Source organism: Leclercia barmai, from assembly GCF_049312895.1.
Classification (GTDB): domain Bacteria; phylum Pseudomonadota; class Gammaproteobacteria; order Enterobacterales; family Enterobacteriaceae; genus Enterobacter; species Enterobacter barmai.
On sequence record NZ_JBMNWZ010000008.1, the window covers coordinates 58,071 to 73,074 of the forward strand.

Sequence of the window (15,004 nt, forward strand, 5' to 3'; positions counted from 1 at the left end):
CATTTTTCATGTGCAGCCACCTGGGCTGCACGATTTCTAAGCTATGGTCTGGCATTGTTGTTGTAAAGAAAAACTATCTGGCGTAAGCAGGCATCATGGAACCTGCCAGTACTTCGGAAAACGGCGCAGAGTCTAACTGTACGAACTCCCAGGCCTGTTGATTATGTAGAACACTTCTGATGAGGAGATTGTTAAGAGCATGACCGGATTTATATGCGGTGAATGCGCCCAAAATGTTATAGCCGCAGACAAAAAGGTCACCTATTGCATCAAGTGTTTTATGCCGGACAAACTCATCTTCGTATCGCAGCCCTTCTTTATTCAGCACTCGGTACTCATCAAGGCCAATTGCATTATCTAAACTCGCACCAAGACCCAGACCTTTCGACTGAAGATACTCAACGTCGCGCAAGAAACCGAACGTACGGGCCCGGGAGATATCAGCAATATAAACCTCTGGATTCAAAGTGGTTGTAAATCTTTTATTTTCTGGACTTATCGCTGGATGATTAAAATCAATAGTAAAATCCAGGTGGAAGCCGTTAAAGGGGGCTAAGGTTGCCCATTTATCGTCAAGCTCTACGCGTATTTCTTCATTGATTTTTAGGAATTTCTTAGGGGCACTCTGCTCAATTACACCCGCGTCATTGAGTAGTAAATATACAAATGGTGCAGAACTTCCATCTACAATAGGAATTTCACCTGCGTTAAGTTCTATCAAAAGATTATCGATTCCTAACCCGGATATTGCCGAGAGTAAATGTTCGATTGTTGAAACGCGTGTGCCATCATCATTGAAGATAGTAGTAGCAAGTGTCGTTTCATTAATATTTTCAGCACGTAAAGGAATATCGACTGCAGGATGCAGGTCAACGCGACGAAAAACGATCCCCGTATTGATTCCTGCAGGAATGACATTCATTTGGACTTTTAATCCACTATGTAACCCTAAACCTGTCATTGAAACAGAGGTTCTGATAGTTTTTTGCTTAATCATATCAAGGCCTGTAATCGAAACTAATTCTCATTGCAAATGTATTCGAGTAGTAAATTAAATCAATAACAACGCAGTCAGCGATTCGCTTAGATATCGCTGACTAAATCTATTCCCTACAAAGTTGATTTCTCAGGCGCGCAAGTGATGTCTGTGTCGTAAACGATGGGAGCGCCCAAAAAATCCACATGCTCTCTTTTAGGCCCAAAAGGACTCATAAGGAACTGCATGAGCTTTGTCTTTTCAAGTCGCTTCCACTTATAAAATAGCGCAATACCCAGTTTGGTTGAAGGTTGTTCAAGTCTTATAGTCCAGGGTTTTATCGACTGAGCTTGTTGTACATAGGGTCGCATTTTTTGCTCGTACGCTTTGTATGCAGCATGATGATCCTCACTGGTCAACAGCGACTTGGCCAAAATATATGCACCTACGATTGAAAGAGTGGTACCCATGCCACTTACAGGTGTCGCGCAATAAGCCGCATCCCCAAGTAATACAACTCTTCCCCTGGACCATGAGTCCATTCGTATCTGCCCAAGATCTTCAAAGAAGATATCGTCAGTTTTATCAAGTTCTTCAAGAATACGTGGTGCTTCCCAGCCATCTGTACTGAAGATGTTTTTTATGAAGCTATTAACGGCACTTCGGCCTGTCAGGTCAATGCCTCGCTTACTGCTTCTGATATACAGATATGCACGAGTCGAGCGCCCCTGGTCCGGGCGTAACAGAATCGACTTTCCACCCGTACAATTGCTCCAGCGCACCCATGTACCATCCTGAGACTGGTAAGGCATCGCAAAATAGGCGGTATATAGACCAATGTGATGAACAGGAACCTTACCAAAAACGAGTTCGCGCGTGGATGAACGCATCCCTTCAGCGATCATCATAAGGTCAAAAGTTCTCTGAGCATGATTTTTGAAGTTAACAACGACTTCAGCTTCATTCTCATGACAGGAAGTGACGTAATCTCCAAAAATATATTCAACATCATCTTGTGTGGATTTTAGCAGAAGCGTCGATAAATCGGCTCTGAGTATTTCTATATCTGTAACAAATGACTTCTTCCCACCTGCACTTGGATATTCAGCCTGAATAATATTTTTGCTGTCAACGAAGCGCAAACCCTCTTCATTTGTCATTAATTCCAAGATGTCTTTAAGAAGACCCATGCGCTCAACCACATCGCGGCCTTCATCGCGAATATCTACAGTTTGCCCCGTTAAGCGTAAGCTTGATGCTCGCTCAACGACAGTGACCTTATGCCCTTGCTTGGCTAACCAAAACGCCAGTGTTGGTCCGGCAATTCCTGACCCACAAATGAGAATGTTCTTTTTTTGAACTATCTGTTTCATATTTAAACCATCGTTATCTAATTTTTCAATTCCACGCAGAGCGCTAAGAATGATGCAGAGAATTTGTAGACTGCTTCAAACAGAGCTCAGCAAAAACGAGTAAAACCAGCGTTAGCGTTAAAATAACTTTCTGAACGGCAACGTTTTCTTTGATTTAAAGGAATCAAAACAGGATAAATAACTTTTTCAAATATTACACAGAAACCTGACAGTTGAATTTTCATGAGTATCCCCACATTGCTAATGATTCGACTGAATCATTCAAGGAATGTGCTGAACTATCAGTTCACCTGCACAGTAAGTTAATACTATGTTAAGGCTCCATCTTTATTGGGTCAATCACAAATTGAATGCTCTAATAAAGATTGCAGGGCATAAGCAATTGATTTAGCCCATATTTATCAATTAATTACTTGTGTAGCTGGCGACAATTAAACATATGATGTCGTAAAACCTACATTCTTAAGCGCTAATTTTTCATTTAATGCCTATTGTACCAAGGTGAAACACGCCCTCTTATCATATAAATCCTTCACCTTTCGTTTTGTAGTTCAGCATGGCGAGATAGCAATGTTATTTGTCGCTTTATCAATATTCTCTGTCAGAACAAAATAATACTGTATCCACGATCAATCCGGGGCCACTCCGCCCTGTGATGTTAATAAAAATCACTCTCATTGGCATTCAGGTTGTTTATATTGGGAACAAAACATGTATCGCTCTTCCGTAAATGCGTCTCGCAAAGTATCTGGACTAAGCCCCCTTTTTGTAACCCTGAAAATCGCCTTACTGTCAGCCCTTACAACAAACTCCGTCTACGCAGAAGATAGCATTCTGGTAAGCGCTGATGCTGAAAAAAACAGCAGCGAAGATCCCTGGGGATCAGCGTCTGTGCTGGTTTCAAAACGGTCAGCTAGTGGCACAAAAACCAGCTCTGATATAAAAAACATCCCCCAGTCCATCTCCGTGATAACGCGAAAAGAAATCGATATTTTGCAGCCTAAATCGTTAAAGGACGCGCTCGGATATACACCAGGGGTAACCGTATCTGACAGAGGTAGCTCAAACGCTTTTGATATGGTTAAGATTCGTGGTTTTTCATCCGGACAAGGGCAAAACAACTATCTGGATGGCCTCAAACTCACCGGCGACAACTGGAACGAGATGTCTACAGAGCCCTATTTGCTCGAACGGATTGAGGTACTTCGAGGCCCCGCCTCAGTGCTTTATGGAATGAGTAATCCTGGTGGCATTGTTTCGATGGTAAGCAAGCGCCCGATATACACCCCCGTACGTGAAGTACAGTTTAAAATGGGATCGAATAACCTCCTGCAAACTGGCTTTGATTTCGGTGATACGTTGGATGACATGGGGGTCTACGCATTCAGGATTACAGGTATGGCCCGTTCTTCCGATGAGGAACAAAGGCTTTCCAGGCAGCGGCGTTTCGCAATAGCGCCTTCTTTTACCTGGCGTCCGGACGAAAACACAACGTTTACATTCTTGTCCAGCATTCAGAACGAACCTGAGGTGGGATATTACGGATGGATGCCAAGACAAGGTACTTTAGATCCGTTGCCTGACGGGGCTAGACTGCCTGACGATTTTGACGACAGCGCACCCAATAATACCTGGTCACGTTACCAGCGATCCGTAGGATATAGCTTCGAACGGGTATTGTCCGACAACTATACGTTCAGGCAGAATCTGCGTTATTCCAGAGTCAAAACGTCACAGCAAAGTGTCTACGGAAGAGGAATTTGCTCCACGACTGATTGCCCTGATGTACCTTCTGCCGATTTAAATCACACGATCTCCCGCGGGCAATTTATTGATAACGAACGGATGAATAGTTTCTCTGTGGATACTCAGCTTGAGAGTGATTTTCACACAGCGAATATTGACCACACTCTTTTATCAGGTGTCGATTACAGAAATTTAAACAATGACATCAGTAACCTGTATGGTTCTGCGACACCTCTGGATTTGTATAACCCAGAGCAGAGTGATTTTGCTTTTGGTGACGCAGAACCTTATGCGCATGACAAGACTCGTCAGACAGGTATATATGTCCAGGATCAGGCGCAGTATCAAAACTGGGTGCTTACGCTGGGGGGACGATATGACTGGTCACGTCAGGAAACCTATCTTCGCCAGACAAATACCGGCATATCCCGTAACGATCATCAATTTACCTGGCGAAGTGGATTAAATTACCTGTTTGATAATGGCATCACACCTTACATCAGCTATAGCCAGTCATTTGAACCTAACAGCTTCGGTTTATCTTCAACTCCACCTGTCTCCTATGCGCCATCACGGGGTGAACAGTACGAAGCGGGCGTGCGCTATGTGCCACATGGGCGTCCTGCCATGCTCAGTGCAGCAGTATATCAACTCACCAAAACGCATAATCTGACAACAGACCCAGATAACCCTCTGTTTAAAGTGGCCGCTGGTGAAATTGAAGTCCAGGGTATTGAACTCGAAGCAAAAGCCGGATTAACAGATAATCTGAACTTGATTTCCTCATACAGCTATACACACGCTGAATATACCAAAGACACACAGTTGAAAGGAAAGACGCCTGATCAGGTTCCTACACATCAGGCTTCCCTCTGGCTCGACTACACCTTCAGTCAAGGAACACTGAATGGGTTGACCCTTGGAAGCGGAGGGCGTTTTGTTGGATCCAGTTGGGGCGATTCAGAGAATACGTTCAAAGTGGGTAGTGTTGCCGTCTGGAACGGACTTGTTAGCTATGAACTTAGCCAGCTCGGACTGAGAGGGGCAAACATTGCTCTTAACGTTACTAATATTCTGGACCGAAAATACGTTTCAAGCTGTTTTGCCGACTATGGCTGTTTCCGTGGCGCTGGGCGCCAGATGACAGCCACTGCCACATTCCATTTCTGAGGGTAAACGGGCAGGCAGCTGCCCGCTTTATGAGTCTGATGAACAATACTAAAAACCATGATCCGCTATTTCTATTATCCGAAGTAGCATTTCAAATTAACGGACAACAATTATTATATCCATCCTCGGTCACTATCCCTGGCGGGGAATTTAACGCCCTGATAGGACATAATGGCTCGGGTAAATCAACGCTGCTCAAGCTATTTGGCAAACATCTTTCTCCTTCAACCGGGAACCTCATATTTCAGGGGCGACCTGTCGAACAATGGGGACATGCTGAATTTGCGCGCGAAGTTGCATACCTACCTCAGCACCTCCCTTCTGCACAGGGCATGACAGTCAGGGAGTTGGTTGCATTAGGACGCTATCCCTGGCATGGCGCACTGGGCCGATTTACCCAAAACGACATGCAGAAAGTCGATGAGGCAATCGCTGACACAGGACTGTCACAACTCTCTAAGAGGCTGGTTGACTCTTTGTCCGGCGGTGAAAGACAAAGAGCATGGATTGCTATGACTATTGCTCAGGACACTAAATGTCTTTTACTTGATGAGCCAACCTCAGCGTTGGATATTGCCCAGCAGTCTGAAATATTGTATCTGCTAAAAAAATTATGCCGTCTAAAGGCAATCACAATCATCGCGGTACTGCACGATATAAATATGGCAGCCCGATATTGCAGTAATCTTCTCGCGCTTAAATCCGGTCATCTAATTGCTCTGGGTTCGCCCGCTGAGATTGTTACACCGGCGTCATTAAATACTATTTATGGCATTCAGATGGGTACCTTTTCCCATCCGGTTGAAGGGCATCCTGTCTGTTATGTTCAGTAATAACCCCTCTCCTGCAGTGGCAGATTTTAAACGTCGGCAACTTTTGAAGTATCTGGCTGGCTTATCTTTATTCCTGGGGTTACCTGCGGTAGGTAAAAGTCCCGCTCCCTCGCGCGATCTGCAGCGAATAGCAGCCACAGAATGGCTGGCCGTTGAAATGCTTCTGACGCTGGGTGTAATGCCCTTTGCTGTATCAGAAATTGAGAATTACCGCTCACTGGTTAAGGAGCCCGTCTTGCCTGATGGCGCCACGGAACTCGGTTTAAGAACAGAGCCAAATACGGAACTCTTAGCAGCGATGCAACCCGATCTTATCGTTTACGCGGAAGGTTATGGCCCTTCACCGTCAGTATATAACTCGATTGCCCCATCCTTTGGTCTTGTATACAGCGATAAAAATGGCAGACCGCTCACAACGTCCTGCCAATCCCTGACGGCGCTCTCTGTCCGATTAGGTCGATACGACAGGGCGAAAGCAATTATTGCTACCATCGAGTCAGAAATCTCTGCCCTGAGGCTTAAATATGCTCAAAAGAAAAGAAAACCACTACTTTTAATGTCGCTTGTTGACCAGCGACATGCTCTGGTTTTTGGACAAAACAGCCTGTTCCTTGAGGTTATGAGCAAAGCAGGTATTCCTGGAGGATGGCAGGGAGACACCAGTTTCTGGGGAAGTGCGGTCGTTGGGATAGAACAACTAATAGGTCTGCAAGAAACCGAGGTTATTTGCTTCACTGAAAATGATGATACAACAATGGCAAACCTTGCAGATACCGCACTCTGGAAGATGATGCCATTTGTAAAAGAAGAGCGATTCAGACGGGTACCCGGTATCTGGTATTACGGAGGTCCAGTAACAGCGCTGCGCTTTTGTCATCTGCTCGATGCAATTCTGGAGGAGATATGATTTCTCTTCGCTTATCCGCCTTACCCGTCGCGCTGATAACGGCCAGCATCTTAGTCATTTTCAACGTAAATCACATTTTACCGATAGAGTTCTGGGCTGCTTACAGTCCTTTTAATACACATTACGCGGTTGAAATAACCTTACTTCAGTACAGTTTTTTACCCCGTTCAGCGATGTCTGTGATGATCGGTGCAGGGCTTGGGCTGGCCGGTCTGCTTTTCCAGCAGGTGCTACGTAATCCTCTGGCAGAACCTTCAACGTTAGGTATTGCTAACGGGGCTCAGCTAGGCATGACAATGGCGACTCTCTGGGGTTGTAATATAATTTCTCCAGGTACGGGTTCGCTCCTTGGCGCTGTTTTTATGGGGGCTGTCATCGCGTTTATGACGCGAGGAAAACAGCTTTCTCCGGTAGGGTTGATTCTTATAGGGTTAGTCCTGACCCTCTACTGCAGCGCTGTCAGCCAACTGATTGGTCTGTATTTTCACGAAAGATTACAGAGCGTTCTTCTGTGGGGAACAGGTTCGCTGACGCAAACCGACTGGGCGGTCGTCCTGCGCCTGCTTCCGCAGTTGTTGATTGCTTTCATCATTATTCTGGCGCTACTTCGGCCCCTGACGTTACTTGGCATGGATGAAATGATGTCCAGAAACCTGGGGCTTAAGCTTCAGCTCATACGGCCCTTTGCGCTTCTGGTAGGCATATACCTTACGGCTACTCTGGTGACATCTGTCGGCATCATTGGATTCATCGGGCTATTTGCGCCTCTGATTACAAGGCTACTTGGTGTTAGACGTCTGGTAACGCTGATCTTGACGGTGCCAGTAACCGGCGCGCTGTTGCTTTTCATTTCGGATCAAATCGTCATTTTACTGGCATCTTACTGGAAGGAGATCCCTACTGGCACTGTCACGGCCGTTGTTGGTGCACCAGGGCTCATTTTATTACTTCCCCGGCTCAAAGAGCGTATGTATTCAACAGCCGGGGAATCTGAAAACTATTCAGCTTCCAAAAGAAGCCTGAAAAAATGGCTTTTGTCAGGTGTAATTATACTTTCAGCCCTGACGCTATTAGCATCAGGGCTGGGGAAAAATGCTGACGGCTGGGCCTGGGCTACAGAATCCGTGCTTTCGTTCCGAATCCCACGGGTACTTGGCGCGTTTTCTGCAGGAATCATGCTCGCCCTTGCTGGTTGTATTATTCAACGCCTGACCGGAAACCCGGTAGCCAGCCCGGAGGTCATGGGCGTAAGTACCGGTGCGGCAGCAGGTATGGTGATTGGAATGCTGGCATTTCCTGGAAACATAACAGCCTGGTATTTTCCTGCAGCCTGTCTGGGTTCAGTGGCCACGCTGATCATCGTTACCACCATCGCTGGTATCAGAGATTTTTCCCCCCAACGTATGATGTTAACCGGGATGGCACTAAACGCAGCATTTCTGGCTTTACTAATGCTTATGATTTCAGGTGGCGATCCCAGAACCTCCATGCTGCTATCGTGGTTTGCGGGTTCAACATATGGTTTAACGGCTGAAAAAGCTATTAGCGTGTCTCTGGCTGCGCTAGTGCTTACCTTTTGTATTCCGCTGGTTCATCGATGGCTGTCATTACTTCCATTTGGCGGGGTTGTTGCGCGTTCATTAGGAGTGCCCCTGTCACTGAGCCGTCTCGCGTTAATGTCACTTGCGGCTGTGCTAACCGCCCTTTCCACTTTTATTGTCGGCCCACTAAGTTTTGTCGGCCTTATGGCTCCGCATATTGCCAGATATCTGGGCTTCAGGCGAGTGACGGGACAGTTGGCAGTAGCAGGCCTGGCAGGAGCCAGTCTGATGGTCGTATCAGACTGGGTAGGTAGAATGGCTGTGTTTCCATGGCAATTACCTGCGGGCTTAATCGCGGCATTAGTTGGCGTTCCATTCTTTTTATGGCTAATTCGAAGCCGCTGATTCAAATCGGAAATAGCGCGATGGCGTAGTGCCAAACATCGCCCGAAAAGAGGCAATAAAGCTTGAGGATGATTCATAGCCTGCCTCAAGTGCGACCCGGGTGACATTTTCACCGTAAGCCAGTCGTTCAACGGCGAACAGCATACGGTGACGATGTCTCCATGCGCCAAAAGATAGATGCGTTTCCTTTGAGAAAAGGCGCTCAATCGTACGTGTACTCGCCCCAACTTCGCGAGCGAGCACGTTAAGAGGATCCCGGTTTCCCGGGTCTTTTTTTAAGAGCTCTACCACTCTCAGCGCGCGCTCATCTCTGGGAAGATTCAAATCAAGCGGAGAGAGATCAAGCTTTTTGATCTGGTCGATCAAGACTGCAGAAAGCCTGTATTCTGGCGTATTAGTTTCATAATCCCAGGCATGTTGGGAACAGGTTGCAATCAACTCCCGTACCAGGGCGGTGACCTCAACGACACAACATTGCGCAAAGCTAGTGAATGGATAGATAACTGGGTCAATATAAAGAATATTGATTTCTGCCGGGCGCTTGACCGTAAGAGCATGCTTAGTGCCGCCGCTGATCCATAGCGCACGACTCGGTGGCAAGATCCACTCCCCAACAGCAGTAGACATATGAACCACCCCACGGGTGGCATAAATCAATTGATGCCGCTGATGACTATGTTGTGCCGTTGTGTAAGGTTCACAAATTTCTGTCTGACCTACGATCAGAGCAGCAGCATTATCAGGGTTAGCTGAGTTTTGGCGATTTATCGACATATTTCGTCATAACAGATGAATTTTACCAAGCATACAATACGTAGAATCTGTCCTCAATCGAAATGATTATCAGGAACAGAATGATTATGAGTCAAAATGAAAGCAACGTTGATAGCATCAACGACGCTCAGCTTGCTAAAAAGCTGAGTTCCGCGAAATGGTCTACACGTGTAGCATTTTTTATAGCAGGTTTTAGCCTATCCTGCTGGGCACCTTTAGTACCTTATGCTCAACAACGGATCCATGCGGATTCTGCCATGTTGGGTTCAATTCTTCTTTGCCTGGGGCTTGGTGCCGTGGTTGGTATGCCCACTGCGGGTGGGCTCGCAGGAAAAGTCGGCAGCAAAAAAATAATCCTTGCGGGTGCGTGTGGTTTATTTATTGCTTTGCCATTACTTGCAATGGTTTCTACACCAATAGCACTGGGCCTGACCTTGCTTCTTTTCGGAGCGTCAATTGGCGCAACGGACGTCGCAGCTAACATTCATGGCACTGAAGTACAGAATGCAGCTGGCCGTCCAATGATGTCTGGCTTTCACGGCTTCTACAGTATCGGCGGACTTGCGGGCGCAAGCTTTGTTACGTTACTGATTGCTTCAGGACTGGATATCAAAATCGCCGCTGGTGCAGCCGCGCTGGTTGTATTGATTAGTATCTCTTTAGCTGCATCAGGTTTTTTCACCAACCGCTCGACAGAAGATCATCCACTTTTCGTGGTGCCAAAAGGCAAGGTTATTGGGATCGGTGTGCTCGCAATGATTATTTTCCTTGCGGAAGGAGCCATGCTTGACTGGGGAGCTATCTTCCTGATTCAAGTGAAAAACGTGGCAGCAGGTGTGGCAGGAACAGGATATGTGGTGTTTGCAATCGCTATGGCGTTAAGCCGCTTTATCGGCGACCGCGTGGTTACCATTATGGGTGAAAAATCCATGCTCCTTTCAGGAGTGGTATTAACCGCTATTGGTATTTACCTTGCGACTGTTTTCAACACTTACGAGTGGGTTCTTGCTGCAATGGCAGTGGCTGGTTTTGCTGCCGGTAATGTCGTCCCTGTACTGTTTTCTTTGGCTGGGCGTCAAAAATCGATGCCAGCAACACTGGCTATATCAGCAGCAAGTATTCTCGGGTACCTGGGGGTATTGCTTGGGCCAGCGTTGATTGGTTATGCAGCGCATTTTATTGGTCTGACGAATGCTTTCATTTCACTCAGCGTCGTTGTTCTGCTTTCGGCTTCCATAGTTACAGTAGTTATGTCGAAAACAGAAGAAAACTGAAAGCGTTTCAAAAACTGATTGTCACATTCAGTAGGCCTGATAGGAATCAGGCCTACTGGTATTGTCATGTTGAACATCATGCCTCTTCGGAAACATGTTAATGAACTCAAGTAAAACCGTCACTGCCGATCCAGTACACATTCCTAAAATAGCGAAGACGTCATTCAAAATACTGGGGGCAATAAGCGCAGCTCATTTGTTGAATGACATGATTCAGTCGCTACTACTGGCTCTGTATCCATTGCTTCAGCCTGAATTTTCACTCAGCTTTGTTCAGATTGGACTGATTACATTAACGTTTCAGGTCACGTCTTCCTTATTGCAACCTCTTATTGGCATTTATACTGATAAATATCCACAACCGCGTTCGTTACCTGTCGGGATGGGATTTACACTTGTCGGTCTGATTATGCTCTCATTAGCTCAAACCTATCCTGAATTACTGATTGCGGCTGCTTTAGTTGGTACCGGTTCGTCTGTATTCCATCCCGAGTCGTCAAGGGTAGCAAGAATGGCTTCAGGTGGTAGACACGGGCTGGCTCAGTCACTATTCCAGGTCGGGGGTAATCTTGGTAGCGCTTTAGGGCCCTTGCTGGCTGCGATAATTATTGCACCGTACGGCAAAGGTCATGTGGCATGGTTTGTGCTGGCAGCCTTGCTAGCTATGATCATTTTAATGCAGGTTAGCCGTTGGTACAGGGCACAGACTAAAAACACAGTGTCTGCAAACGCTGCACGTGAAATATCACCTTTCCCGAGAAAAACGATTATCACTGGCATCAGTGTCTTGCTAATATTGATATTTTCCAAGTTTGTATACATGTCAAGCTTGAGTAGTTACTACACCTTCTATCTCATCAACAAGTTTAATTTGCCTGTGCAAAAGGCACAGCTCTATCTTTTTGCTTTTCTGTTTGCAGCTGCGGCCGGAACGGTAATTGGAGGGCCACTAGGGGATCGCTTCGGGCGGAAAAAGGTTATATGGTGTTCAATCCTGGGCGCTGCGCCATTTAGTCTTTTCCTGCCATATCTGAACCTGGAAATGACCTGTTTATTTACAATAATAATTGGTCTGGTACTTTCATCTGCATTTTCAGCAATATTAGTATTTGCTCAGGAACTCGTACCTGGCCGCATTGGTATGATCTCAGGTCTGTTCTTTGGATTTGCATTTGGCATGGGTGGACTTGGTGCAGCAGGGCTAGGTGTTATTGCTGATCATTCTGGAATCGACACGGTCTTCCAACTATGTTCTTTCCTGCCTCTGATTGGATTAATGACAGTATTTTTGCCAAAGAAAGATTGAACTAAAAATATGAGGCAGTACGTTGACACGTTCTGCTTCATATTCTGATTCTACTTAAGAATTAAAGATATTTCATAATCCAACATTTTCGCATCAATTTCCGCGGCAATTTGGCTTATTAAGATATCAAGTCGAGCATCGGTAAGTTCAGTGATCTTTCTTGGATAGATGAAAGAGATATGCTTAGTCTTTTTTATTTTTTTGATTTCATAAAAGGCATCGTTAGATAAAGTTAGTACTTTTCTTAGCACTCCATTATGTACCAGACGCCTGAGTATATTATACACGGTAGACTGCGCGATTTTATTACTTGACCGTAGAGAATTATAAACATCCACGGCTGTTAATTTTTCATCTCCAGCCATATCGATGGCATTTACAACCGCAACCTCTTGAGCATTTAAATTTCTTAACATGAAAACACCTACTGAAAGAATTAATTTTAGCAAATCATAAAATGACATTCAAACCGAATTAACCTACTAAAAGAAAGTAAAGATTAATATGAAAAATGCGACAATACATGATCAAATGATACTCAATGTAATTAATGAACTAGATACAGGAGACTTCACCGTTACAGAAATATTCAAATTCTGCTTAGCAAATGGATATGATATACCACAATCAATGATATACAAAGCGGTCGTAAACCTTGTTAAATTGGGAAAACTACAAAAAATAACGAGTAATGAAAGATCTTGTCGCTACGAAAAGTGTGACGAAGGTAAAAATGTAAAAATAATTTGTACTACATGCCATAAAGAACTAAAGATTCGTGACAAGCGAATAGATGGGTTATTACATACGATAGCAAGTGAAAATAAGAGGAAAGTCGCAGAAAGCAATCTGAAAATATATGTATCTCATATCAGCCACATATGTCAACATGACTAAAGTTATAATGACAACATTCAGACTTGATGACATGACGCTTAAATCAAAAGAACCTTATTATTTAAATCGAAGCCATGAAAAATTATATAATAGTTGGATACTGGCTCAAAGGAGCCAGTATCCATGGGTATCATCGAATTAAGTGAAGAGAATGGTTTATTCTATCCATAACCTCTACAAGTACCTCTCTGGGACATGCAGGATTGATGCGAATAAAATTGGCACAGTTTTCCCCGTACTCTAAGCCAGCAGAAACTAATACATTAGCATTCTCCAGGAAAAATGATTTGAGTTCAGAACCTTTTATTTTGGTTTGACTGCAATCGATCCAGATAAGGTATGTACCTTCTGGATAAATTACGTTCATCTCAGGTATGTTACTCTCAATATATTTAATAACAAAATCCACGTTCCCCTTGATATATTCAAGAGTATTATCCAGCCACTCTTCTCCCTTTTCGTATGCAGCTTTGAAACCAATGTTAGCAAAAATATTTGGTCGTTTACTGTCACGAGAAAGCAGTTCTTTGGAAAATTTGGCACGAAGATTATCATTAGAAATCACGTTAACAGATGTTTGCAAACCTGCCATATTAAAAGTTTTTGTTGGTGAAAGGCAGGTTACCGTTATATCTGCAATTTCCGGGCTTAAGGACGCAATAGGGATATGTTTATGCGGCTGATAAACCATATCGCAATGCACCTCATCGGATACAATCAGGACATTATTTTTCAAACAAATATCTGCAATCTTTGTCAACTCTTCCTTGGTGTAAACCCGGCAAGAGGGGTTTTGAGGATTACAAAGCATAAAAATTTTGGCTTTAGGATGTTTAGCTTTTTCCTCTAAATCATCAAAATCAATATGATATTTACCATCTTTCAAAACCAGAGGGTTGTTAACTGGAATTCTATCGTTAGTTACAGTCAGTTCATTTAATAAATAAAATGCCGGCGTCTGGAAAATAACATGATCTCCGACTTCAGAGAAAGCTCTTACCGCCCCCCCCATACCCGCGATCACCCCAGGAGTATAGCTAAGCCATTCTTCTTTAACTTGCCAGTTATAACGCTTATTACACCAACTAATGAACGAATTGTAATACCCTTCCTGAATAATAGAGTAACCAAACACCCCTTTTTCTGCCACTTTCCTTACTTCAGCAACTACAGCGTCTGAGGTCATGAAATCCATATCTGCAACCCCAACAGCTATGGTTTCTCCATCTTTTATACCTGCCCATTTCATGGAAGAAGTATTTTTACGATCTATTTTTTTATCGTAGGTAGATAACATATTCTTGATCCTTTCAGAAGAGGTCACGTTATGCTTCCCAAACGAAACTGAAAACGAAAAACATGACCGTTTAGTTAAACTCAAATGATTGCGATTAGTTCAACTTCACATTTTACATTTTTAGGAAGCGTTCTGACGGCAACGCATGAACGGGCAGGTTTGCTTACAAAATACTCAGCATAGATTTCATTAAATTTAGCGAAATCATCCATATCTGCTAAAAAACATGTAGTTTTAAAGACCTTTTCAAAAGAACTACCGGCTTCCTTTAGAATTGCAGAAAGATTTCGCATTACCTGAAGAGTTTGCTCTTCAATACCGCCTCCAACAATTTCACCTGTAATAGGATCAAGTGGAATCTGGCCTGATGTATGCAGACAGTCGTTTACAATCACAGCCTGGGAATAAGGACCAATAGCTAAAGGAGCAAGGTCCGTATGTAAGTGCTTGATAATATTCATTGAATGAGCCTCATTTGTTCACCTAAAGAACAAACTACAGCATT

14 protein-coding genes are annotated in these 15,004 nt (G+C 44.4%); 7 read left to right on the top strand and 7 right to left on the bottom strand.

The genetic code is table 11. From position 1 onward, the window contains the following. Positions 1-73 precede the first annotated feature (73 nt). From lpxC to ACOYA6_RS21445, 3 genes are all read right to left on the bottom strand, one after another. Positions 74-997: a UDP-3-O-acyl-N-acetylglucosamine deacetylase gene (gene lpxC, locus ACOYA6_RS21435; protein ID WP_422655370.1), complete on the bottom strand. Its 924-nt coding sequence runs from the start codon at positions 995-997 to the stop codon at positions 74-76. A gap of 113 nt (positions 998-1,110) precedes the next feature. Next, on the bottom strand, positions 1,111-2,349 hold the full coding sequence (locus ACOYA6_RS21440) for an FAD-dependent monooxygenase (protein ID WP_422655371.1): 1,239 nt from the start codon (positions 2,347-2,349) through the stop codon (positions 1,111-1,113). 86 nt (positions 2,350-2,435) lie between these two features. Further along, positions 2,436-2,573 carry a hypothetical protein gene (locus tag ACOYA6_RS21445; RefSeq protein WP_422655372.1) on the bottom strand — a complete coding sequence of 46 codons (138 nt, stop codon included), beginning with the start codon at positions 2,571-2,573 and terminating at the stop codon, positions 2,436-2,438. 487 nt (positions 2,574-3,060) lie between these two features. Between ACOYA6_RS21445 and fhuA the strand changes: the two genes are divergently transcribed. From fhuA to fhuB, 4 genes are read left to right on the top strand one after another with little or no spacing between them, the layout of a single operon-like run. Beyond that, positions 3,061-5,265: a ferrichrome porin FhuA gene (gene fhuA, locus ACOYA6_RS21450; RefSeq protein ID WP_422655373.1), complete on the top strand. Its 2,205-nt coding sequence runs from the start codon at positions 3,061-3,063 to the stop codon at positions 5,263-5,265. A gap of 35 nt (positions 5,266-5,300) precedes the next feature. Continuing rightward, positions 5,301-6,098: an ATP-binding cassette domain-containing protein gene (locus ACOYA6_RS21455; RefSeq protein WP_422655405.1), complete on the top strand. Its 798-nt coding sequence runs from the start codon at positions 5,301-5,303 to the stop codon at positions 6,096-6,098. Then, positions 6,088-7,005, top strand: coding sequence for a Fe(3+)-hydroxamate ABC transporter substrate-binding protein FhuD (fhuD, locus tag ACOYA6_RS21460; protein WP_422655374.1), 918 nt, complete (start codon positions 6,088-6,090; stop codon positions 7,003-7,005). The genes ACOYA6_RS21455 and fhuD overlap by 11 nt, the downstream gene beginning before the upstream one ends. Next, positions 7,002-8,951, top strand: coding sequence for a Fe(3+)-hydroxamate ABC transporter permease FhuB (gene fhuB, locus ACOYA6_RS21465; RefSeq protein WP_422655375.1), 1,950 nt, complete (start codon positions 7,002-7,004; stop codon positions 8,949-8,951). Before fhuD ends, fhuB begins: the two co-directional genes overlap by 4 nt. Here the strand turns inward: fhuB and ACOYA6_RS21470 are convergent. Continuing rightward, complete coding sequence (locus ACOYA6_RS21470; RefSeq protein WP_422655376.1) at positions 8,934-9,725, bottom strand: AraC family transcriptional regulator; 792 nt, start codon at positions 9,723-9,725, stop codon at positions 8,934-8,936. The genes fhuB and ACOYA6_RS21470 overlap by 18 nt on opposite strands. Before the next feature lie 86 nt (positions 9,726-9,811). Between ACOYA6_RS21470 and ACOYA6_RS21475 the strand changes: the two genes are divergently transcribed. Together ACOYA6_RS21475 and ACOYA6_RS21480 are read left to right on the top strand one after the other, a co-directional pair. Then, a complete protein-coding gene (locus tag ACOYA6_RS21475; RefSeq protein WP_422655377.1) occupies positions 9,812-10,999 on the top strand; it encodes an MFS transporter in 1,188 nt (395 codons plus the stop codon). A 100-nt stretch (positions 11,000-11,099) separates the two neighbouring features. Then, a complete protein-coding gene (locus ACOYA6_RS21480) occupies positions 11,100-12,305 on the top strand; it encodes an MFS transporter (protein WP_422655378.1) in 1,206 nt (401 codons plus the stop codon). A gap of 50 nt (positions 12,306-12,355) precedes the next feature. On the opposite strand, the gene ACOYA6_RS21485 is transcribed toward ACOYA6_RS21480, so the two are convergent. Next, on the bottom strand, positions 12,356-12,721 hold the full coding sequence (locus ACOYA6_RS21485; protein ID WP_422655379.1) for a transcriptional repressor: 366 nt from the start codon (positions 12,719-12,721) through the stop codon (positions 12,356-12,358). A 115-nt stretch (positions 12,722-12,836) separates the two neighbouring features. Between ACOYA6_RS21485 and ACOYA6_RS21490 the strand changes: the two genes are divergently transcribed. Next, positions 12,837-13,202, top strand: coding sequence for a transcriptional repressor (locus ACOYA6_RS21490; protein ID WP_422655406.1), 366 nt, complete (start codon positions 12,837-12,839; stop codon positions 13,200-13,202). A 130-nt stretch (positions 13,203-13,332) separates the two neighbouring features. Here ACOYA6_RS21490 and ACOYA6_RS21495 read toward each other — a convergent pair whose 3' ends face one another. Then, positions 13,333-14,499, bottom strand: coding sequence for a MalY/PatB family protein (locus ACOYA6_RS21495; protein WP_422655380.1), 1,167 nt, complete (start codon positions 14,497-14,499; stop codon positions 13,333-13,335). An 80-nt stretch (positions 14,500-14,579) separates the two neighbouring features. After that, a complete protein-coding gene (locus tag ACOYA6_RS21500; RefSeq protein WP_422655381.1) occupies positions 14,580-14,960 on the bottom strand; it encodes a RidA family protein in 381 nt (126 codons plus the stop codon). Between the last annotated feature and the right edge of the window lie 44 nt (positions 14,961-15,004).

Excerpts from the sequence above, each read along its gene's own strand:
- lpxC (WP_422655370.1), bottom strand. The coding sequence starts at position 997 with ATGATTAAGCAAAAAACTATCAGAACCTCTGTTTCAATGACAGGTTTA.
- ACOYA6_RS21440 (WP_422655371.1), bottom strand. The coding sequence starts at position 2,349 with ATGAAACAGATAGTTCAAAAAAAGAACATTCTCATTTGTGGGTCAGGA.
- ACOYA6_RS21445 (WP_422655372.1), bottom strand. The coding sequence starts at position 2,573 with ATGAAAATTCAACTGTCAGGTTTCTGTGTAATATTTGAAAAAGTTATT.
- fhuA (WP_422655373.1), top strand. The coding sequence starts at position 3,061 with ATGTATCGCTCTTCCGTAAATGCGTCTCGCAAAGTATCTGGACTAAGC.
- fhuD (WP_422655374.1), top strand. The coding sequence starts at position 6,088 with ATGTTCAGTAATAACCCCTCTCCTGCAGTGGCAGATTTTAAACGTCGG.
- fhuB (WP_422655375.1), top strand. The coding sequence starts at position 7,002 with ATGATTTCTCTTCGCTTATCCGCCTTACCCGTCGCGCTGATAACGGCC.
- ACOYA6_RS21470 (WP_422655376.1), bottom strand. The coding sequence starts at position 9,725 with ATGTCGATAAATCGCCAAAACTCAGCTAACCCTGATAATGCTGCTGCT.
- ACOYA6_RS21475 (WP_422655377.1), top strand. The coding sequence starts at position 9,812 with ATGAGTCAAAATGAAAGCAACGTTGATAGCATCAACGACGCTCAGCTT.
- ACOYA6_RS21480 (WP_422655378.1), top strand. The coding sequence starts at position 11,100 with ATGAACTCAAGTAAAACCGTCACTGCCGATCCAGTACACATTCCTAAA.
- ACOYA6_RS21485 (WP_422655379.1), bottom strand. The coding sequence starts at position 12,721 with ATGTTAAGAAATTTAAATGCTCAAGAGGTTGCGGTTGTAAATGCCATC.
- ACOYA6_RS21490 (WP_422655406.1), top strand. The coding sequence starts at position 12,837 with ATGATACTCAATGTAATTAATGAACTAGATACAGGAGACTTCACCGTT.
- ACOYA6_RS21495 (WP_422655380.1), bottom strand. The coding sequence starts at position 14,499 with ATGTTATCTACCTACGATAAAAAAATAGATCGTAAAAATACTTCTTCC.
- ACOYA6_RS21500 (WP_422655381.1), bottom strand. The coding sequence starts at position 14,960 with ATGAATATTATCAAGCACTTACATACGGACCTTGCTCCTTTAGCTATT.